The organism is Plantactinospora sp. B24E8 (genome assembly GCF_039871735.1).
In the GTDB taxonomy this organism is placed as follows: domain Bacteria; phylum Actinomycetota; class Actinomycetes; order Mycobacteriales; family Micromonosporaceae; genus Plantactinospora.
This window is the reverse complement of record NZ_JBDPMH010000020.1, coordinates 41,925-62,984: the sequence shown is the minus strand read 5'-3', so window position 1 is coordinate 62,984 and position 21,060 is coordinate 41,925. Positions and strand designations below refer to the sequence as shown.

General features: G+C 70.9%; 20 protein-coding genes. 10 read left to right on the top strand and 10 right to left on the bottom strand.

The window, feature by feature from the left end; translation table 11 throughout:
• The first annotated feature begins 25 nt into the window (after positions 1-25).
• The 7 genes from ABGB21_RS24635 (at position 26) to ABGB21_RS24605 (ending at position 8,107) form a co-directional block, all read left to right on the top strand.
• Positions 26-1,597 carry an NAD(P)-binding domain-containing protein gene (locus tag ABGB21_RS24635; RefSeq protein WP_347679766.1) on the top strand — a complete coding sequence of 524 codons (1,572 nt, stop codon included), beginning with the start codon at positions 26-28 and terminating at the stop codon, positions 1,595-1,597.
• Entirely contained in the window at positions 1,584-3,233 is a 1,650-nt protein-coding gene (locus ABGB21_RS24630; protein WP_347679764.1) for an AMP-binding protein, read from the top strand. The genes ABGB21_RS24635 and ABGB21_RS24630 overlap by 14 nt, the downstream gene beginning before the upstream one ends.
• Before the next feature lie 133 nt (positions 3,234-3,366).
• Positions 3,367-4,566, top strand: coding sequence for a PQQ-dependent sugar dehydrogenase (locus ABGB21_RS24625; protein ID WP_347654781.1), 1,200 nt, complete (start codon positions 3,367-3,369; stop codon positions 4,564-4,566).
• 183 nt (positions 4,567-4,749) lie between these two features.
• Positions 4,750-5,637 carry an ABC transporter ATP-binding protein gene (locus tag ABGB21_RS24620; RefSeq protein ID WP_347654782.1) on the top strand — a complete coding sequence of 296 codons (888 nt, stop codon included), beginning with the start codon at positions 4,750-4,752 and terminating at the stop codon, positions 5,635-5,637.
• The gene (locus tag ABGB21_RS24615) at positions 5,634-6,395 is read left to right on the top strand and encodes an ABC transporter permease (RefSeq protein WP_347654783.1); all 762 of its coding nucleotides are present in this window, start codon (positions 5,634-5,636) and stop codon (positions 6,393-6,395) included. The genes ABGB21_RS24620 and ABGB21_RS24615 overlap by 4 nt, the downstream gene beginning before the upstream one ends.
• 9 nt (positions 6,396-6,404) lie before the next feature.
• Entirely contained in the window at positions 6,405-7,505 is a 1,101-nt protein-coding gene (locus ABGB21_RS24610) for a sensor histidine kinase (RefSeq protein WP_347654784.1), read from the top strand.
• Positions 7,502-8,107, top strand: a complete 606-nt coding sequence (locus ABGB21_RS24605; RefSeq protein WP_347654785.1) for a response regulator transcription factor — start codon at positions 7,502-7,504, stop codon at positions 8,105-8,107. Before ABGB21_RS24610 ends, ABGB21_RS24605 begins: the two co-directional genes overlap by 4 nt.
• Before the next feature lie 48 nt (positions 8,108-8,155).
• Here the strand turns inward: ABGB21_RS24605 and ABGB21_RS24600 are convergent, their stop codons facing one another.
• The 6 genes from ABGB21_RS24600 to ABGB21_RS24575 form a co-directional block, all read right to left on the bottom strand.
• Positions 8,156-9,844, bottom strand: coding sequence for a hypothetical protein (locus tag ABGB21_RS24600; protein ID WP_347654786.1), 1,689 nt, complete (start codon positions 9,842-9,844; stop codon positions 8,156-8,158).
• A 66-nt stretch (positions 9,845-9,910) separates the two neighbouring features.
• A complete protein-coding gene (locus tag ABGB21_RS24595; protein ID WP_347654787.1) occupies positions 9,911-10,270 on the bottom strand; it encodes a YkvA family protein in 360 nt (119 codons plus the stop codon).
• A gap of 105 nt (positions 10,271-10,375) precedes the next feature.
• A complete protein-coding gene (locus ABGB21_RS24590) occupies positions 10,376-11,668 on the bottom strand; it encodes a hypothetical protein (RefSeq protein WP_347679762.1) in 1,293 nt (430 codons plus the stop codon).
• A 137-nt stretch (positions 11,669-11,805) separates the two neighbouring features.
• Positions 11,806-12,630: a carbohydrate ABC transporter permease gene (locus ABGB21_RS24585; RefSeq protein ID WP_347654789.1), complete on the bottom strand. Its 825-nt coding sequence runs from the start codon at positions 12,628-12,630 to the stop codon at positions 11,806-11,808.
• Positions 12,627-13,451 (bottom strand): sugar ABC transporter permease, encoded by an 825-nt coding sequence (locus ABGB21_RS24580; RefSeq protein ID WP_347654790.1) that lies wholly within the window; start codon positions 13,449-13,451, stop codon positions 12,627-12,629. Before ABGB21_RS24580 ends, ABGB21_RS24585 begins: the two co-directional genes overlap by 4 nt.
• A gap of 146 nt (positions 13,452-13,597) precedes the next feature.
• Positions 13,598-14,920, bottom strand: coding sequence for an extracellular solute-binding protein (locus ABGB21_RS24575; RefSeq protein WP_347679760.1), 1,323 nt, complete (start codon positions 14,918-14,920; stop codon positions 13,598-13,600).
• A gap of 422 nt (positions 14,921-15,342) precedes the next feature.
• Here ABGB21_RS24575 and ABGB21_RS24570 point away from each other — a divergent pair, with 422 nt between their 5' ends.
• From ABGB21_RS24570 to ABGB21_RS24560, 3 genes are all read left to right on the top strand, one after another.
• Positions 15,343-16,368, top strand: coding sequence for a LacI family DNA-binding transcriptional regulator (locus tag ABGB21_RS24570; protein ID WP_347654792.1), 1,026 nt, complete (start codon positions 15,343-15,345; stop codon positions 16,366-16,368).
• Positions 16,369-16,442: 74 nt separating this feature from the next.
• Positions 16,443-17,408, top strand: a complete 966-nt coding sequence (locus ABGB21_RS24565; RefSeq protein WP_347654793.1) for a family 43 glycosylhydrolase — start codon at positions 16,443-16,445, stop codon at positions 17,406-17,408.
• Between the two features lie 53 nt (positions 17,409-17,461).
• Positions 17,462-18,388, top strand: a complete 927-nt coding sequence (locus ABGB21_RS24560; RefSeq protein ID WP_347654794.1) for a carbohydrate kinase — start codon at positions 17,462-17,464, stop codon at positions 18,386-18,388.
• A gap of 75 nt (positions 18,389-18,463) precedes the next feature.
• Here ABGB21_RS24560 and ABGB21_RS24555 read toward each other — a convergent pair whose 3' ends face one another.
• From ABGB21_RS24555 to ABGB21_RS24540, 4 genes are all read right to left on the bottom strand, one after another.
• On the bottom strand, positions 18,464-18,595 hold the full coding sequence (locus ABGB21_RS24555; RefSeq protein ID WP_347654795.1) for a hypothetical protein: 132 nt from the start codon (positions 18,593-18,595) through the stop codon (positions 18,464-18,466).
• 124 nt (positions 18,596-18,719) lie between these two features.
• The gene (locus ABGB21_RS24550) at positions 18,720-19,685 is read right to left on the bottom strand and encodes a hypothetical protein (protein ID WP_347654796.1); all 966 of its coding nucleotides are present in this window, start codon (positions 19,683-19,685) and stop codon (positions 18,720-18,722) included.
• Positions 19,686-19,721: 36 nt separating this feature from the next.
• Entirely contained in the window at positions 19,722-20,603 is an 882-nt protein-coding gene (locus ABGB21_RS24545) for an alpha/beta hydrolase (protein WP_347679758.1), read from the bottom strand.
• 79 nt (positions 20,604-20,682) lie between these two features.
• A complete protein-coding gene (locus ABGB21_RS24540; RefSeq protein WP_347654798.1) occupies positions 20,683-21,039 on the bottom strand; it encodes a phosphopantetheine-binding protein in 357 nt (118 codons plus the stop codon).
• Positions 21,040-21,060: the final 21 nt, after the last annotated feature.

Below are 21,060 nucleotides of genomic sequence, written 5' to 3'. Positions count from 1 at the left end.
TGACCGACCGCTACCGTCCGGGCGCATGACGCGCGAACGCCTGACCACGCACGATTACCTGATCATCGGCGCGGGACCGGCGGGCCTGCAACTCGCCGCCCTGCTGGAGTCCGACGGCCACGACTACGTCGTGCTGGAGGCGGGCGACGGGCCGGGCACCTTCTTCAGCACCTACCCACGGCACCGCACGCTGATCTCCATCAACAAGGTCTACACCGGTTCCACCGACGACGAGTTCAACCTGCGGATGGACTGGAACTCGCTGCTCAGCGACGACCCCGACCTGCGGTTCGGCCGGTACAGCCAGCGCTACTTCCCGGCCGCCGACGACCTGCGGCGCTACCTGACCGACTTCGCCGCCGCGACCGGCGTCCGGGTGTCCTACCGGACCCGGGTGGTCCGGCTCGGCCGCGACGCCGAGGGTTTCACCGCCGTCGACGCCGACGGCCGGACCTGGCGCGGCCGCCGCCTGGTGGTCGCGACCGGTGTCTCCCAGCTCCACGTGCCACCGATCCCCGGGATCGAGCACGCCGAACGGTACGACACGGTCAGCGTCGACCCGGCGGACTTCGTCAACCAGCGGGTCATGATCATCGGCAAGGGCAACTCGGCGTTCGAGACCGCCGACAACCTGGTGGAGACCGCCGCCGTGGTGCACGTCGCCGGGCCGCACTCGGTCCGGTTCGCCTGGCAGACGCACTATGTCGGCCACCTGCGGGCGGTGAACAACAACTTCCTCGACACGTACCAGCTCAAGTCGCAGAACGCCGTGCTGGACGGCACCGTCGAACAGATCGAACGCCGTCCCGACGGCGGCTACCGGGTCCGGTTCCGGTACGCCCGGACCGTGGAGGCGATCCGGGAGATCGAGTACGACCGGGTGATCGCCTGCACCGGCTTCCGCTTCGACGCGTCGGTCTTCGACGAAAGCTGCCGGCCGCGTCTGGTCATCAACGACCGGTTCCCGGAACAGAACCCGGCGTACGAGTCGACGACCGTCCCCGACCTGTACTTCGCCGGTACGTTGACCCAGCAGCGTGACTTCAAGAAGTCGACCAGCGGCTTCATCCACGGCTTCCGGTACGGCGTCCGGGCCCTGTACCGGATCCTCAACGCCCGCTACCACGGGGTCGCCTGGCCGGCCACTGCCTTGGAGGCGACCCCGGAGGCGATCGCCGACGCCATCGTCAACCGGGTCAACCGCTCGTCCGCGCTGTGGCAGCAGTTCGGCGTACTCGGTGACGCGGTGACGGTCCGGGGCGGTACCGCGTACCACCACGAGGAGGTTCCGGTGGCGTACCTCGCCGAGCGGGGGCTCGGCGGCGGCTCCGCCCTCGTCACCACCCTGGAGTACGGCGCCAACCACGACACGGTGGACCCGTTCGACATCTCGGTCCCCCGCCCCCGGGAGAACGACGCGCACGCGGCGCACGACGCCAGCTACCTGCACCCGGTCGTCCGCCACTACCGGGACGGAACGGTGGTCGCGGTGCACCACCTGGCGGAGAACCTGGAGAACGAGTGGAACCTGCCGGCCGTCCACCAGCAGCCGTTGGCGGGCTTCGTCAAGGAACGCCTGGGCGATGGCATCGGCTGAACCCGACCGTCCGCCGCGGGCTGACCGTCCACCCCGGACCCGATCCCGCTATCCGCAGGTGGTCCTCGACCTGCTCACCGCCGGCCGGGAGCGTCCGGTCGACCGTCCTGTCTTCGAACACGGTGACCGGACCGTCGGCGCCGACGAGATGCTCGACCTGATCGGCCGGCTCGCCGCCGGGCTGCGGGAGGCGGGAATCGGTCCCGGCGCCGGGCTGGCGCTTGCGCTCGGGGTGACGCCGGAGGCGTTCGCCGCCACCATCGCGGCACAGGTCGTGGGGGCCCGGGTCGCCGGGATCCGGCCGGGGCTCACCCCCGGCCAACTGCGGCACATCCTCGGTCAGCGGATCACGGCGGTGCTCGTCGACCCGTCGACCGCGACCGGCCCGCTGCGGTCGGCGGCCGCGGGCCTGCGACTGTTGGCGGTCGGCCCGGTCGCCGGGGCACCGGACCTGACCGTCGCCTCCGCGCCACCCGCTCCGCCGACGCCGGTCGGACGGCCGGACGACGTCGCCCGGGTGATCTACACCAGTGGCAGCACCGGTGACCCGAAGGGCTGCCTGCAGACGTACGCGGCGCTCGGCCGCGCCTGGACACCGTACCCGGACCGGTGGCCGCCGGCGGTCCGCGACCTCGCCGGCAACCTCGACCGGTATCTGGTCTTCGGTTCGCTCAGCAGTCAGGTGATGCTGGAGTACGGCGTCCTCACCCTGGCCGCCGGCGGCACCATGGTCGTTGCCGAACCACCCCGGGACGGAGAACCGTTCTTTCCCGCCGCGATCGCCCGGCACCGGGCCACCGCCAGCGTCATCACCGTGCCCCGGCTGGCGAAACTGGTGGCCGTCCAGCGCAGCGACCCGGTCGACCTCGGTACGCTGCGCGCCCTGCTGGTTTCGGGTTCCCCGCTCGATCCGGCCCGGCTCGTCGAGGCGATGGCCGTACTCGGGCCGGTCGTCTACCACGGCTACGGCCAGACCGAGACCGGCATGATCTCCATGGTCACCCCGGCGGAACTGACCGCCGCCCTGGCCGGCAGCCCTCCTGGCGGCACCGGCCGCCCGCCGGCCGTGCTCGCCTCGGTGGGTCGCCCGCCGGACGTGCTCGCCTCGGTGGGTCGCCCGCCGGACGCGGTCGAGGTGCAGGTCCGCGACGCCGACGGCCGGCCGGTGCCGGTCGGTGCCGAGGGCGAGCTGTTCGTCCGCACCCCGGCCCAGGCGAGCGGCTACTGGGCCGACCCGGCCGAGACCGCCGAGGTCTTCGTGGACGGGTGGGTCCGCACCCGCGACCTCGCCCGACTCGACCCCGACGGATACCTGCACCTGCTGGGCCGGACCCGGGACGTCATCATCGTCAACGCCAACCTGCAGTACGCGGGCCCGATCGAACGCGCCCTGGCCACCCATCCGGACGTGGCCGAGGCGTACGTGGTGGCCGCCCCGGACGAGGAGACCGGCGAGGCGGTGCACGCCTTCGTCGTACCCGCCCCCGGCCACCGACCGGACCCCGGTGTGTTGCGGGCCCTGGTCCGGGACCGGCTCGGCGAGGCGAGCGTGCCCCGGCTCGTCACCGTCGTCGACGAGGTGCCCGTCTCCCCCGCTGGCAAGCCCGACAAGCGACGCCTCCTGGCCGGCGGGTGAGGTACCCCGGGTCGGCTTCCCGCCACCGTTTCGGTCGTCGGGCCGACAGGCCGACGTCGGCGGGCCGGCGCAATCTGGTCATGCCGGCCATGCCCGGCATTCGGGGCATGGCGGCACACGCCAGGAGGCTGTCATGTCCAAAACCACACGTCGCGCCGTGGTGTCCCTGCTGACGGCGGCCCTCGCCGTACCCCTCTGGGCGGAGACGGCTCCGGCCGCAGCGGCCCTGCCGCCCGGCTTCACCGACCAGGTGGTGTTCTCCGGGCTGGTCGAGCCGACCAAGGTGGCCTTCGCTCAGGACGGCCGGGTCTTCGTCGCGGAGAAGCGCGGCATCGTCAAGGTCTTCGACAGTCTCACCGACCCGACCCCGACCGTCTTCGCCGATCTCCGCCGGCAGGTGTTCGACTACTCCGACCTGGGCATGGTCGGGCTGGCCCTGCCGCCCGGCTTCCCTACCAGCAACCCCTGGGTGTACGTCAGCTACACCTACGACGCCCCGATCGGCGGCACCGCCCCCCGGTACAACGACACCTGCCCGACACCGGACGGTTGTCTGGTCAGCGCCCGGGTGTCCCGGCTCGTGATCAGCAACAGGCAGCTCGTGGAGCGGGTGCTGCTCAACGACTGGTGCCAGCAGAGTGACACCCATTCGATCGGGGACGTCGTCTTCGCCCCGGACGGCACGTTGTTCGTGGGCGGCGGGGACGGCGCCTCCGGTCGGGTCGTCGACTACGGCCAGCTCGGCAGCCGGCCCAACCCGTGCGGCGACCCGCCGGCCCGGGTCGGCGGGCCGATGACCCCGCCGACCGCCGAGGGTGGGGCGCTGCGTGCCCAGGACCTCCGCACCCCGGCGGACCCGACCGGCCTCTCCGGCACCCTGGTGCGGGTGCACGAGACGACCGGCAAGGCGCCCCGGGACAATCCCCTGGTTGCCAGCCCCGACCCCAACACCCGGCGGATCGTCGCCTACGGGCTGCGTAACCCCTTCCGGCTCACCTTCCGGCCCGGTACCACCGAGGTCTGGCTCAGCGACGTCGGCTTCCGTACCTGGGAGGAGATCGACCGGGTCGTCGCCCCGCTCGCCGCGCCGGTACACAACCACGGCTGGCCGTGCTACGAGGGCGTCGGCCAGCAGCCCAACTACCGGGCCGCCGGGCTGAACCTCTGCCAGAGCCTGTACGCGGCACCGGCCGGCACGGTCACCGCCCCGTACTACGCCTACCAGCACAGCCAGGCGGTGGTGCCCGGGGACGGCTGCCACATCCCGGACGGGACGCCGGTCCGGTCGATCTTGTGCTCGGCCCCGGAAACGACATCTACTACGTGGATCTGACCGGCGGCACCGTACGTCGGATCCACTTCGGCTGACGTCGCCGGCTCCTCGGCCTGAGCGCCTGAACGATGGAGGGAGCCCGGTAGCCGGAACACCACGACTGGCGACAGCTGCGGTGCCCACCCGCGCAAGTCGTGATTTCCTCACTACAACCGGGCGCGTCCGGTTTGAACAATCAGCGACGTGACGGCGATTCAGGTGACCAAGCTCAGGAAGAGCCACGGCGGATTCGAAGCGGTGAGGGGCGTCTCGTTCGAGGTCGGCGAGGGCGAGATCTTCGCACTCCTCGGGCGTAACGGTGCCGGCAAGACGACAACCGTCGAAATGCTGGCAGGGTTCCAGCGGCCCGACGGCGGCACGGTCAGGGTGCTCGACCTCGATCCGGTAGCCGACCAGGCTGAGCTGCGCAGGCGCACCGGCGTGATGCTGCAGGAGGCGGGGTTCTTCCAGGAGCTCACCGTCGGTCAGACGGTGGCAATGTGGCGCGATTTCACGGCCGTACCCCGGCCGCTCGAGGAGGCTCTCGACCTGACCGGCCTCACGACGAAGGCGGACACGAAGGTCCGGCAACTCTCCGGCGGCGAAAAGCGCAGACTCGACCTCGCCCTGGCCACCCTCGGCCGGCCGGACGTGCTGTTCCTCGACGAGCCGACCACCGGAATGGACCCCGAGGCCCGTAAGAACACCTGGGACATCGTGCGCGGCCTCGCTGCCGAGGGCACGACTGTCCTGCTCACCACCCACTACCTGGAGGAGGCCCAGCGCCTTGCCTCCCGTCTGGCGATACTGGACGCGGGCGAGGTCGTCGCCTACGGCGGCATGGTGGAGACACTGGCGGGCCGCTCCGGACGCGTCTCCTTCACGCTTCCCGACAGCGTCGCGCCGGACGACCTGCCCGTTCCCGCATCTGTCATCGACGGCCGGGCCGTGTGCCAGGCGGCGGATCCCGACCTCGCCGCACAGACCCTGCTGAGCTGGGCGAGTGAGCGCGGGCTACGGCTCGCCAGTCTGGAGGTCCGCATGGCGACCCTGGAAGACCTTTTCCTCGAGGCCGCAGGGAATGACCGATGACCGGCACGGCCGCCGCCTTCCGGCTCAGCACCCGGCTGTTCTGGCTGGACAGGGGGGTGGTCTTCGGCACGGTGGTGACGCCCGTCGTGCTGTGCGTGGGCATGCCCGTGCTGATGGGTGCCCTCAGGCCGGACGGCGTCGCGGGCGCCGTCCAGACCTTCGTCGGCGGGCTCGCGATCGTGCTGTCGGTCTCCACGTTCATGAGCATCGTCCAGGCCCTCACCGCCCGACGCGACCAACTCCTGCTCAAGCGGCTACGGACGACACTGCTCACCGAACGACAGATCCTGGTCGGCGAGATCAGCGGACAGGTTGTCCAGACGGTGGCACTGGTCGCCGTGTGCACGCTGGCCGTGCACCTCGCCGCGGACGTCCCCCTGCCCCGCAACCCGCTGCTCTACGCGGTGTTCGTGGTCGCCGGTACCACCGTGGTCGCCATACTCGGCGCGGCCTTCACCGCCCTGGTGCCGCGGTTGGAACTCGCCGCTGTCATGTCGATGCCGTTCTTCCTGGTCGCCGGGGTCGGCGCCGGCGCGATGGGACCGTTCATGGAGATGATGCCGACCGCCCTGCGGATGGTCTTCGCGGCGCTGCCCACCGACGCGGTGGTCACGGTGGCACGGACCACGATCGCGTCTGGCACGATCGCCGGCGACCTGCGGGCCGCGCTCGTCCCGGCGATCAAGCTCGTGGTCTGGGGGCTGATCGGGATCTTCGCCCTCGCGCGCTGGTTCCGCTGGGAACCCCGCCGATCATAGTGTCGGTTCATGCACCCTCTCCGTCTGGCCATCGGCGTGGTCACCGTCATCAGCGTCGGGTTCCCCCTGACCCCGCTTGTGCTGGTCGGGCCCATGGGTACACCGTTCCAGGTCGGCGTCATGCTGGCGAGCCTGGTTGTCTTCTACGTCCCGTACCTCAGGCAGATCCGACTTGCCTTCCGCGGGAGCCCGGAGGGCGGGTTCACCGTCGACCTGGCGGTGCTGGTCCTCGCGGCCTACCTGCCGATGCTCTGGCTCGGCGCATTCTGGACGAGCGTGCCGCACATCCTCTCCGCCGTGGTGCTGCTGCGGCTGCGCGCGCCCTGGAAGATGGTGCTCTTCATACCGATCGCGCTGGGCCAGGGAGCACTCGGCTACATCGGGGTGGAGACCAGCCCTCTCAACATCTACAACGGCCTGTACGCGCTGCTCACCGTCATCGTTGCCGGGTCGGTGATCTACGCCGCGGTCAGGCTCGTGACGGTCACCCGGGAGCTACAGCAGGCCAGGGCCGACCTGGCCGAGGCAGCCGTGCTCAAGGAACGGCTGCGCATCTCGCGCGACCTGCACGACGGGCTCGGCCGCAGCCTGACCGCCATCGCGCTCAAGGGCGACCTGTCGCGGCGACTGCTCGACCACGATCCCGAGGAGGCCAGAGTGGAACTCAGTGAGTTGGTCAAGGTGGCCAGGGACGCCGCCCAGGATGTCCGCCAGGTGGCCCGCGGCTACCGTGAGGTGTCGCTGGCCCAGGAGGTACCGCGGGCGGTGTCGCTGCTGACGTCGTCCGGTGTCGCCTGCACCGCCAACGTGGGCGTCGCCGGACTACCGAGGAGCAGCGACGAGGCACTGGCTTGGGCGGTCCGCGAGGGTGTCACCAACGTGCTCCGCCACAGCCGGGCCACCACCTGCTCCATCACCACCTCCGTCCGAGGTGGGCGGGTGCGGCTGGAAATCGTCAACGACGGCGCGCTCGCACCCGACCGGGGTGGGCCGGCGGGTTCGGGCCTCACAGGGCTCTCCGAGCGGGCCGCGACGCTGGGTGGGCAGGTGGAGTTCGCGCGTACGGAAGGCGGCGGGTTCCGGATGTTGATGGATGTGCCGTCCGCATGATCCGGGTCCTGCTCGCCGAGGACATGCACATGATCAGGGCCGCGCTGGTGGCGCTGCTACGGCTGGAGTCCGACATCGAGGTCGTCGCCCAGGTGACCGAGGGCGACCGGATCGTCCCCGAGGCCAGGCGGACCCGCCCCGACGTCGCGATCGTGGACATCGACCTGCCGGTGCTCGACGGCATCACCGCCGCCGCCGAGCTGCGCGCCGAGCTGCCGGAGTGCCGGGTGCTGGTGCTCACCGCGCTGGGCCGTCCCGGCCAGGTACGACGGGCGCTTTCGGCCGGCATCGAGGCGTTTCTGGTCAAGGACGCCCCCGGCGACCATCTCGCCGACGCCGTCCGGCGCACCGCCCAGGGTCTGCGGGTCCTCGACCCCGAGCTGGTCTCCTCGGCGATGGAATACGGCGAGAGCCCGCTCACCCCACGGGAGACCACAATGCTCCGCGAGGCCGCGCAGGGCGCCTCGGCCAAGGAAATCGCTGACCGCCTCCACCTGTCCACGGGCACCGTTCGCAACTACCTGACCGGCGCCATCACCAAGACCGGCGCCCGCAACAAGATCGACGCGATCCGCATCGCCCAGGACGCCGGCTGGTTGTGATCGTCAGGACGGTCGGGAGCCTGCCGGCTTCGACGGGCCTGGGCTAGGTCACCCTGGCTTGCCCCCGACCAGGCCGCACCGTCGCGCGACGTCCAACGCGGTCGACAACTCCCCGCGACGGGCCAGCATCATCGCGACGCGCGCCGCTGTCCGACAGGTGCTCGCCGCGTCCGGTGCCAGATCGAGCATGGCGGCGAGAAGACCGGGTTCACCGACGTGTTCGGCGAAGCGCGCGACGCCCGCGACCACGTAGCGACGGCCCTCGACCGGCACGGCCGCCACCACGTCCGGCACGACCGTACGGGCCTCGGCGTCGAGAGCCGGCAGCAGCGCCTCGCCGTACCGCCAGTAGCCCTCGGACAGTGCGCCGGCCACCAGCCGGGTGAACAGCTCGCGATCCCGCGCCACCAGTCCGGTGTGGATGGCCAGCCGGCCCAGCACGAGACTCAGCCGCGAGTCGGTCCTGCCGGCAACGGCCGCCGTGAAGACCGGGTCGAGCGCGGTGGCGTCGCCGGTCTCGACCAGCGCGGCGCCGAGCCCGGCGTCGACCATCAGCCGCGACGGTCGCCAGTTTCCCACCCGTCCCCGCAGCCGTGGCACGTGCACGTCAACGATCTCGGCACGCAACTCCTCGTCGGCCAGGGGGTACACGAGTGGTACGACCTCCGCGACGACAGCGGCCAACTCCTGCGGGATGACCCCCGGACCGGCCAACGCCTCCAGCACGGCGCGGAGCCGTTCCGGGGTGACCGCCTCCCGTCGGCCGTCGAGCCAGCGCACCACCTCGAGGGCGAGCGGCCCCGGCCCGTATCCCGACACACGACAGTCCCGCATCCGGCCGAGCACGGCGAGCGCGTCGTCGACCCTGTCCAGGGCCAGGAACAGCCGGGCGAACCGGTGCTGGTAGACCATCTGCTGGTCGCGGTCGCGGCCGCCCTTCGGGCATCTCCGGAACGCGGCCACCAGTGCCTTCGCCCGGGCCGCAGAGAGTCCGGGCGTGGCCAGGGTCAGCAGCGCGCGCTGCTGTGACCGTGGGCCAAGCCGGGTCGCCAGGGTGAGCGCGTCGTCGAACCGGTCCGCCGCGACGAACGCGGCGACGAGCCGCTCACCGTCGACCTCCCGGACGGTTTCGCAGCGTCGGTCGGTTTCGGCGAGGCCCAGAGGTCCCCACAGGGCGGCCGCCGCGGCGAGGCTGGGCCGGTCGGTCCCGTCCAGCAGCGCCGACCAGCGGTCGAGGATCTCGGGCTCGCCGGCGTGCGCCTCAGCCAGCGCCGCGAGAACCGCCGATATCCGCGCCTGCCGATGGGACGCCCACATATGCTCCTCGTTCGGCCGGACCACCAGTACGGCCCGGAGCAGGGCGGCCTCCGCCTCGGCGTTGCCGGCCGCGAGGCGGGCGAGCGTCCCGGCGACCGCGTGCCCGGGGCCGTTGTGTCCACTCGCGAACGACCGGTAGGGATGCTCACCATCGAGTGCGGCGGCCACGACCCGTACCGCCTGCTCGCCGGTGAGGATCCGGGGTGCCGCCTCGGCGAACTCCTTCGGTAGAAAACCGTCCAGGCATGCTGTCAGTTCCTCGGCGGCTCCGGCCTGGTCGCCACCGTCGAACCGGGCGACCGCCCACTCCACCCGCTCAGCTGGCTCGAACTTCCACTCGGACGGCGCCGCGCCGGACCGGGCGAGGGCGGAGCGGGCGTGGTCGGCGAGGTCGACGGAGGTATGCAGATCGACTGACACGCGCCCGACCTTATCCGGACCCGCGCTTCCGGCGCCGGTCCGCCCGGGCACCCGCCGGTGCTCAGGTCATCGTCGGCTGGGCGCCCGGTTGGTCGGGCCCGGCGGCAACGCGCCGTCACCGGACCGATGAGCGGGATCCGACCCGACGCGGGCCGCTCGGTGCCGGTGGACCAGCCGGGTCAGGTAGAGCAGCGCGCCGGCCAGTACGCCCATGTCGTCGAGGTAGATCGGATCGGGCAACAGGTCCACCGGCAGCACGGTGTAGATCAACGCCCCGTAGAACGCGACCTTGCCGCCGGCACCCAACTCGCCGAGCAGCTTGCGGGTACGCCACACCCTGACCGCGAGCAAAACGGCCCCGACCAGCGTGGCGACGGCCACGATGCCACCCAGCACCAGGATCACGGTCCACGTCTCCCGAGACATGCCGCAACCGTAACCCGGCGGGCGCTCGCCCGGCCGGCGACACCAACCGTGGTGCCCCGGAAAGCCGGTGTGGGGAACGGGCGTCCCCCACACCCGACCGGTGGCCTACCGGGTGAGGAGCCAGCGGAGGATCGACGGATCCTCGTACGTCGGGCCGACAACCGCGTGGTAGTCCGGCTCGGCGAACGCCTCGTCGGGGAACTCGGTGTAGCGGATCAGCTCGTCGAGCCTGGCGGGGTCGACACCGGCGGCGACGTACGCGGCACGCAGGCTCTGTGCGGTGTCCCGGCCGAACGTGACCGGCAGGATCGGGTCGCTGGTGCCGTGGGTGATCCAGAACGGCGTCTCCGCCCGGGCGATCCGGGCCGCCTGGTCGGGGCTGATCCGGAAACCGGCGTTGATCAACGCCCCCGAGAAGAGGCCGGGATGGTTGGCCATCGCGTCGTACGCGAGGGTCGAGCCCCAGGAGTAGGTCGACACGTAGACACGCTTCCGGTCGACGTGGTAGCGCTTCGTGAACGCGTCGAGGAGCGCCACCAACGCGGCTGACTCGGCCTCGGTGCCGACACGCTGGGTCTGCGGCGAAAGGACGATGACGTTCTCGCGGCCGCCGGTCCAGGTCGGTTGCAGCCAGGCGGTCGCGGTGACGTCGACCGCGACCTGTACGCCCACGTTCTCCCCGTCGTACCCGGAGCCCCAACCCGGCAGTACGACCACCAGCGGGTACGCCCGATTCGGGTTGTACCGGGTCGGCAGGTGGTACGCGTACGGCACGGTCATGCCCGGGTGGTCGTACGTCTCGTGGCGGAACTCGTCCGCCAGAAGGTTGACCGGTTCGGTGGTCAGCGGATAGCGGGCCGGTCCCCCCGCCCCGAGCACCCGACCCCGGCCCGGGCCGCCGCTGGCGTACACGTCCTCGTTCTGGACAACCTCGGTGGGCAGGTTCGGATTGATCTTTTCGTAGCAGCGGGTGGTGCACGTCGAGCGGATGACCGTGTTGCCGCCGGGGTCGCCGGGGTCGAGCTCGACGATGACGTACCGGCCCCGGTGCGATCGTCCGTCGGGGATGATCGTCGGCTCGTCGTTGGTGTAGATCCGGGTAACCGTCCGGTCCGCTCGCTTCGGCAGGTCCTCGGGCGGGTTGAGGCGGAAGTTGTAGATGCTGTCCGAGACGGTGAACGTGTCCCGGTCGAGGGTGCGGGGGTCGACCGGATCCCGGTACTCGATGGCGACCGCCGCGACCTTCTGGCCGAAGGTGTAGACCTTGGTGATCGCGGTGACGCTCTGGATCCCGGTCCGGGCACCCGCGTACGCCGATGGCGCGGCCATCGCCGACGCGGTCAGCGCGACGACGAGTCCGGCAGCGGCCAGAGCGGCGGTGGTACGGCGGATCGCCATGGGTGGCACCTCCACGTCAACTGGTGTCCCAGGATCGGTGACCGCCGATCGGCAGACGGGACGGAACGACCGAGCACGACCGGCGCCGAATCGAGTCAGCGGGTACTCTCGCCAGCCCCGCCGCCGGTGTCAAGGAGTCAGCCCTTCAGGGATCCCTGCAGCAGAGCCTTGATGAACTGGCGCTGGAAGATCAGGAACACGATGAGGGTCGGGGTGAGGATGAGCAGCGAGCCGGCGCACAGCAGCACCAGGTCGGTGCCCCACTGGCCCTGGAACGCGCCGAGAGCGCCGGCCATGGTGCGCTTGGTGGCATCGTCGACGAGCACGATGGCGAGCAGGAACTGGTTCCAGGTCCACAGGAACAGCAGGATCGTCAGGGACGCGATCGCCGGCCGGGCGAGCGGCACCTGGATCCGCCAGAACAGCTGCCAGGTGCTGCTGCCGTCCATCCGCGCCGCCTCGGAGAGTTCGGTCGGGACGTTGCTGAAGTGCGCCCGCATCCAGAACACACCGAACGGCATGTAGAGCGCGATGAGCGGCAGGATGATCGCCCACCGGGTGTTGAGCAGGCCGAAGTCCCGCATCTGGTAGTAGATCGGGGTGATCACCGCCTCGAACGGAAGGGTCAGGCCGAGCAGCAGGAGGCCGAAGGCGAACCTGCCGCCGGGTACCCGCAGGTGACCGAGCCCGAAGCCGGCCATGGTGGCGATCACCACGGAGACCGGTACGACCCCGACCACGATCAGCAGGCTGGAGCGGAGCAACGCGGCCATGTTCGCGGCGGTGAACGCGTCGACGAAATTGCCCCACTGCGGATCCGACGGCCAGGCCAGCCCGGTGGGTACCGTGCCGCGGGGCTGCAACGCGGCCGACAGCATGCTCACGAACGGCAGGAGTGTGACGAGGACCAGCGCGATCAGGAAGACGCGGCCGGTCAGCCGTTCGCTTCGACTCAGGTTCATTCCTTGCCTTCCCGGGTGAGCCGCTGGATCGGCAGTACGCAGGCCAGGACCAGCAGCATGAGGACGACGGCCAGCGCCGAGGCGAGCCCGACCTGACGTTGGGAGAACGCGAGCCGGTAGATCTCCAGCCCCGGCACGGTGGTCTGCAGGCCGGGACCGCCGCTGGTGGAGATGTAGACGATGTCGAAACTGGCCAGGGCCGCGATCACGGTCACGGTGAGACACACCCCGATCTCGTTGCGCAGGCTGGGCAGGGTGACGGCGAAGAACTCGCGTACCGGTCCGGCGCCGTCGATGCGGGCCGCTTCGTACAGCGCGGGATCGATCTTGCTCATGCCGGTGACCAGCAGGATCGTGCAGAGACCGAGCAGGACCCAGGCGCCGATGACGCCGACGGAGGGCAGCGCCGTGTCGAAGTCGCCGAGCCAGGCCCGGGCGAGCCCACCGAGGCCGACCGCGCGCAGCGCCTGGTTGACCAGGCCGTTCGACGACAGCAGCCAGCTCCACGCGATGCCGGCCGCCACCAGCGGGATCACCTGTGGCAGAAACAGGATGGTCCGCACGACGGTGCCGAACGGCCCTGCGGTGATCCGCCGGACCAGGCTGGCGACCAGCAGCCCGAGGGCGACCGGGATGAGACTGAAGAAGATGATCAGGACGAACGCGTTCGAAATAATCTTCAACAGGTCGCTGTCGGTGAACACCGTCAGGTAGTTGTCCAGGCCCGCCCACCGGGCCACGCCGATGCCGTTCCAGTCGTAGAACGAGTACTGGACCGTCAACGCGAGGGGGCGCAGGACAAAAACGGCGTACATGATCATGGCAGGCAGCACCCACAGCCAGCCGGCCCACCGGGCCGTGCGGCCCCACCGACGTCGGTGGGGCCGCACGGATGACGGGCGGTTCGGCGGGGCCGACGACGAGGTCGCCGCCGGCCCGGTCCGGGCGCTGCCGACGGCAGCAGGCGTCATCGGGACAGTTCCTTCTCGTACTCGGCCTGGACCGCCTTCACGTACCCCTCGGGGGTCTGCTGACCGGCGACCAGCTTCTGCATCTCCGGGGTGATCGCCGCGGCGAAGATGCCGCCGGTGGCGTTCGCGGTGAAGTCCACCGCGCCGTTCTCCGCCCCGAGCTGCTGGGACGCCTTCAGCGTCTGGGCCAGCACGCTTCCCTCGGCCACCGTCGGGATGGCCAGGTCGGACGGGCCGCCGGGGTGCGAGCCGCCGACGGTCACGGAGATCTCCCGGGCCTTGGCGTTGGTGTGGACCCAGTTGAGGAAGAAGGCGGCCGCGTCCGGGTGCTTGGCCTTCGCGCCGACGCCGAAGGTGTTGGGCGCGGACATCGCGACGTGGTTGCCGCTGCCGGACTCGGTGGGGAACAGGAAGAAGCCCACCTTGCCGCTCATCGACTTGTCGAGATTGCCCGACTCCCAGTCGCCGTTGAACATGAACAGGCCGTTGCCCTTCTGGAACTCGCCCATCATCGCGGTGTAGTCCAGGGCGTTCGCGTCCTTCGGGAAGTACCCGGCCTGTGCCCACCGTTGGATGACCTGGGTGGCCTTCAGCGCGGCCGGCGTGTCGAAGGTCGCGCCCGGCTTCTGGAAGATCCAGTCGGCGATCTGGGCCGGGTCACCGAACTGGTTCTGCAGCGCCTGGTGGGGGAAGTTGATCCCGGCGGTGTTCTTGTTGAACTGCATGATCGGTTGCACCCCGGCGGTCTTCGCCTTGGCGAGCAGCTGCTCGAACTCGGCGATGGTGGCCGGCGGCGCGGTCATGCCGACCCGCTCGGCGAGGCTCTTGTTGTAGAACACCCCGGTCACGCTGTACCCGAGTCCCATCCCGTACAGCGACCCGGCACCACGTGGCCGGCCCCCCTCCCCGACGCGCAGCTGCACGAGCTGGGAGGCCGGGAACCTGTCCCAGCCGTACGCGGTGAAGTACGGGTCCAGGTTCTTCAGCAGCCCGTCCTTCACCAGGTCGACCATGGTGGGCAGCCGAATGATGTCCGGCGCGTTGTCCGAGGCCAGCACCCGCGGTGCGTTCTCCACGATGACCGTGAACTGGTCCTCCCGGACGTTGAACCGCACGTTCGGGTGCTGCCTGGTGAACTCGTCGGCGAGCGCCTTCGCCAGCGGGAAGCCGGTCTCGGCGTACATCTCCAGGGTGATCGGCTCGGTGCCCAGTTCGGTGCTGATCGGCGCGGTGGAATCAGCCGGGGATTCCTGATCCGATCCGGGCGCACTGCACGCGGTGACCGACACGGCGGCAGTGACCAGCGAAGCGAGCAACACGAGCCTGCGCCGCGTGTACCTCGTCGAAAATCCGTCCACTCCTACGGCTCCTTGACTCGTCCGCGCGTCTCGCCGATCGGCAGTTGTCCCGGCAGGTTTCTCAGACCCGCCGCGACAGCCTGCGGCCGCCACGTGATCCACGTCGCGGGCCAGCCCCTGACCCCGGCGCGCGGTAACCGACCATGGTCACTCCCGCGAGGGGCGTGGCATGCCCTCGGCGGAAGCAGAACGTCCGCTAAACTGATTTAGCAGAGCATGAACGCGGGGCGTGTAGCTGTCAAGAACAAGCCGGCAACGGCCCGGAAACGACCGGTTCACCCGACCGGACCGCGTCGGGCCGTCGCCGGCGCTGGACACCATCAACCCACCCCGCATGATGGGCAGCGGCGGTGTCGGATCACCCGCCCCGATTCGGAGGACTGATGGGCCGCAACAGAGCAACCCTGGCTGACGTCGCGCGGCTCGCCGGGCTGTCCAAGACCGCCGCGTCGATGGTGCTCAACGGGCGGGAGGGCACCCGACTGTCCCCCGAGGCACACCAGCGCGTCTTCGCGGCCGCCGAGGAGCTCGGCTACCGGCCCAACGTCGCCGCGCGCAGCCTGCGTACCCGTAAGACGGCCACCATCGCGTTCGTCTCCGACATCGTCGCCACCACCCGGTTCGCCGGCGGGCTCATCCGCGGCGCCCTGGACGCGGCCCGCGAACGCGACCACGTACTGCTCATCGCCGAGACCCAGGGCGACGCGGCGTTCGAGCAGTACGCCATCGAGGCGATGCTCGACCGCCAGGTGGACGGGGTCATCTACGCGGCGATGGCGACCCGGCGGCTGGCGGTACCGCCCGCCATCCACAGCGGCCCCGTGGTGCTACTCAACGCCACCAGCCCGGAGAACCTGCCCTGCGTACTCCCCGACGACGAACGCGCCGGTCGGACCGTCGCCACCGCCCTCCTCGACAAGGGCCACCGCGACCGGATCGCGCTCATCGGCCGCAACCGCCTCAAGGAGCGTGAAGCCGAGGTCTCCCTCGCCGCGCAGGCCCGCCTGCGGGGAATCCAGGACACCCTCTCGGCCGCCGGTGCCACCCTGTTCGCCGACGTGTTCTGCAGCGACTGGCTGCCCGAACACGGCTACGCCGCCATGCGCGGCCTCCTCACCAGGCCCACCCGCCCGAGTGCCGTCATCTGCATGAACGACCGGCTGGCCTTCGGCGCCTACCAGGCGCTCGGCGAGGCCGGGCTGGCCGTGCCCACCGACATCTCCGTCGTCTCCTTCGACGACGACCCCATCGCCACCTGGCTGCGTCCCGGCCTGGCCACCGCCGCCCTGCCGCACGAGCAGATGGGGCGGCGCGCGGTGGAGATCCTCCTCGACGGCGGAACCACGGAACCGACCCTCGTTCCCATGCCGCTGCGGCGGCGCAGGTCCATCGCCGCACCCGTGGCGTAATCCCCGCGTCGTCACGCGCTGGCCGAGCCTGGCTCCGATGTTGCTAAACCGATTTATCTGATAGCTTGCCCGCCATGCTCCGTCTGCCAGACCACTGGGTGTGGGACAGCTGGTACGTGCAGGACGACGCTGGACTGCGGCACGCGTTCTTCCTGCGCGCCTCCCGCGCCCTGCTCGATCCGCACCGCCGACACCTGCGCGCCGCCATCGGCCACGCCACCTCCACCGACCTGCGCACCTGGCGCCTGGTTGCCGACGCACTCGTCCCCGCCGACACGCCCGCCTGGGACGACCTGGCCACCTGGACCGGGTGCGTCGTACGGGGCCCGGACGGACGGTGGTACCTGTTCTACACCGGGGTCAGTCGCGCCGAGGACGGGCTGGTGCAACGCATCGGCCTGGCCGTCTCCGACGACCTGACCAGCTGGCACCGGCACGGTACCGGTCCGCTGGTGGAGGCCGACCCGACCTGGTACGAGCATCTGGACCGGAACCTGTGGTACGAACAGGCCTGGCGCGACCCCTGGGTCTTCCCCGACCCCGGCGGCACCGGCTGGCACATGCTGGTCACCGCCCGGGCCAACCACGGCACGGCGGCCGGACGTGGCGTCATCGGCCACGCCACCTCCGAGGACCTGCTGAACTGGACCGTCCAGCCGCCGTTGTCCACCCCGGCCGGGTTCGGCCACCTCGAGGTCCCCCAGGTCGCGGTCGTCGACGGTCAGCCCGTCCTGTTGTTCTGCACCAACGCCGCGACCACCCCGGAGCGCGTCGAGCACCGGATCTGGACCGCCACCGGCCCTACCGTCAACGGCCCCTGGGACATCGCGTCGGCGCGGCCCTGGCCGCACCCGCACCTGTACGCCCCCCGGCTGGTCTCCGACACCGACGGCCGATGGGCACTCATCGGCTTCCTCGACGACGTCGACGGCGAGTTCGTCGGCGAACTCAGCGACCCCATCCCCGTCCGGTACCAGCCCGGCACCGGGCTGGTCACCGACGTACCGGGCGAGAACACCTCGCCGACTCCGGCACCGTGACAATCCGTAGCGACCCAACCAGGACCAACGCCACCCGAGCAGAGAGGCACGTCGTGAGCACGGCAGCGGTCACCGTCATCGGTGAGGCCGTCGTCGACCTCGTCGAAGGACCCGACGGCCGATTCACCGCGCACCCCGGCGGCAGCCCGCTCAACGTCGCCGTCGGGCTCGCCCGACTCGGCGTACCGACCAGACTGCTCGCCCGGTTCAGCACCAGCCGGTTCGGCCGCCGGTTGCGCCAGCATGCCGAGGCCAACGGCGTCGACCTGGGACCCTCGGTGACCGTCCCGGAACCGGCCACCCTCGCGGTTGTCACCACGTCCGGCGACGGCACCGCCGGCTACGACTTCTACCTCGACGGGACAGCCGACTGGCAGTGGCAACCGGCCGAGCTGGCCGCCGCCCTCGACCACCAGGGCATCCTCCACGCCGGCTCGCTGTCGGTGTTCCTGGAACCCGGAGCCGAACACATCGACGACACCCTGCGCACCGCCCGCGACCAGGGCATGCTGGTCAGCCTCGACCCGAACATCCGCCCGGGCCTGGTCGGCACCCCGGACCGGGCCCGCGCCCGCGTCGAGCGGCTGGTGGGCCACGCCCACGTGGTGAAGGCCAGCGACGAGGACATCGGCTGGCTCTACCCGGAGGATCAGCTCGAGGACGTGCTCCGCTGGTGGCGTGACCTCGGCGCCGTGCTCGCGATCGCGACGCTCGGCCCCCGGGGCGCGGTCGCCGCGACCGGTGCCGGCCTGCTGCGCCGATCGGCACCGGTCGTGGACGTGGTCGACACCATCGGCGCCGGTGACGCGTTCACCGCCGGCCTGCTCGCCCGGTTGCACCGGTCCCGTTCGGGACCGTCCTGGCCCGACGACGACGTCGCCACCGCCGTACGGTTCGCCGTCGAGGTGGCCGCGATCACCTGTACCCGCGCGGGTGCGGACCCACCGTACCGGCACGAACTGCAACGCCCGACGACCTGACGCTGGCGTCCGGGGACCGCCCAGGGCGCCCCGCACCTCCGCCACCCCGGGAACGACCGGGGACACCGGATCCGATCATGCGTAAGCGAGCAGGAAGTCGACCGTACCGGTGCCACCCGGTTGGCCGGGTGGGGTCTGGAGACCGCGTTCGCTGTTCAGGACGTAGAACCCGCCGCCACCGGTGAGGCGGGGCGTCACCGCCAACATCTGCGACCCCTGTTCGCTCCGGTCGGCCCGACCACGTCATCAATGATTCGGATCCCTGCCGACCACCCGACGTGCCCGGCCACCTCCCGGCGGATGGTCCGTCCAGGACTACGTGTCACTCCGGTCAGGCGACAGTCGCCGCATCGCGCTGGCGGGGGCCCGGCACCACCGCCCCGGCCACCCGTTGTGCCCACTGCTCCCAGTCGTCGAACTCCAGGAACCGGCCCAGCCGCGCGAGCTGCGCCAGCGGGTCCCCGACAAGGTCCTCGTACGTCATCCTCAACAGGTCCCGTGGCCCGGCATCGGTGATGGCCTGCTCGGCCTCACTGGTCAGGAACGCGCACAACCGCCGGTAACGCTGGACGTCCCGGCCACGCTCGCTCAGCGTCTCGGCGGTCAGTCGGCTCGGCAGGTAGCGCACCAGCTCCTCCGGCACCTGCTGATCGGCGCCGGGTTGGAACAGGTCGACCCCGTACCGGCCGAGAACTTCCAGGCCGAGCTGGAGAAGCTGGAAGGAGGGGTGCCGGCTCATCGATCGGGCGGTGTCCTCCCGGTTGCGGGTCAGGTAGACGATCTTCGCGGTGGGGAACCCCTCCAGCAGGTACCGCGCGAAATGACTGGAGCCGCCCGAACGCTCGACCCAGCGCCGCCGGCCGACGAGCGAGGTGAGCAGTTCCAGGAACATCTGGTGGTGCCCGGCCAACGACTGAGCCGGAAAACCGGGCACCAGCCCGGCGAGCCGGTCGAACAGACGGTCCGGCTCGGGCGAGATCTTCGGCAGCGTGGTCGCGAGGATCCGGGGCAGTTCGACGAGGTTGCCGGCCCATCGACCGTCGGCCGGGTAGCACACCTCGACCGGGCCGACGCCGATCCGGAACAGCGTGGCGAGCTCCGGTCTGGGGCTGCTCAGCCGTGACCAGTACTCGGCTCCGCTGAGCACCCCTCTGTCGCCGGACCAGGTCTCCGCCGACGCGAGGAACTCGTGGGCCGAAAGGGTGTCGGACTGCTCGGCGACCAGGTCGGACAGCAGCGTCGACCCGCACCGACCGGTACTGATGATGATCGCCTGGCCGACGGGCGGTTGCTCCATCGAGGTCCTCCTCTGCGCTGTGGATCGATGAGCGGATCAGTGGGCGGTCGCCGGTGCGGACGGCTGATCCTGACCGTCGTGACCGGAGAACCCCGTGATGTTCGGCAGGCCGACCGGGAGGCCGCACTCCTCGCGAAGCCAGGACAGGACGATGTCGCGTACGGCACCCGGCCGGTCGACAAGGAGGGAGTGCCGCTGGCCGGGCACGGTGACGAACCGCGCCCGCGGCAACAGCCGCCGGGCCTCGGGAACCATCCCGACCACGGGCGAGTCGCCGCCGTACACCCACAGCACGGGGCAGTCGATCGCGGCGATGCTCTCCTCCGCCGGCAGCCGGCTGGCCGGCAGGTCGCGTACGAGGCTCGTGGCGGCGAGCACCTCCCGGGCGGTCCTGGCCCGCCGGCTGGCGAGTTCCCCACGTTCGGCCCTGATCTCGGCCAGCGCGTGGTCGAGCGGCAGGTAGGCGGCAGCGTGCTCGAGCTGCTGGGCCACCCGGGCGAACCACGTCGCCGTCGGCGGGGAGGACTCGATCGCGGCGATGGCGGCGACCCGCCCGGGGTGGCGTACGGCGTAGCCGATCGCGATCGTGCCGCCGAAAGAGTTCCCGAACAGGTGGATCGGACCGGTCACGTCGAGCGCGGCCAGCAACGCCGCCAGGTCGTTGACAAAATCGTCGAACGCGTAGCCTGCCGGCGGGCGTTCGGTGTGCCCGTGCCCGCGCAGGTCGTACATGATCACGCGGAGGCGGTTGGCGGCGAGCGGCTGGGCGAGGGTGAGATACCAACTGGCCAGGGTGTCCGTGGTCAGGCCGTGGATCAACACCGCGGTCGGTGCGGCACCGTGCCGACCGGCGTCGGCGTCGGCCGGGGCGAGCTGCTCCACGTGGACGGACAGGCCGTTGGCCCGGACCGTGCTCATGCCGGCACCCCGCTTCGCGTCATCCCGCCAGCGGGCCCGCACACCCCGGGCCTGACGATCCGCTCGTCGCCACCCCCGCTCATGCCGGGGTACCCGCTCTGCCCTGGCTCGGGTCCGCGGTGCCGACACCGATGTCCGCGGTGCTGCTGGCGTCGGTCCGGTCGAGCGCGGCGGCGATGTGCTCGACGAGGTCACCGACCTGCAGTTGCCGGATCGAGTCCAGGTCGAGGCCGGCCACGAGCTGGGCGAGGTTGACCGCGTCGCCGTACCGCCCCTGTAGGCGACCGGCGAGGGAGACCACGTCGATGCTCTCCATCTCCAGGTCGTCCTGGAACCTGGTCGCCATGGTGATCTCCTCGTCGACTCCGGCGTCGTCGCGGATCGCGTGCAGCATCTCGGCAACCTCGGCGAGGATGCGGGCCCGGTCCACAGGCATGTGATGTCCCCTTTCGTGCTC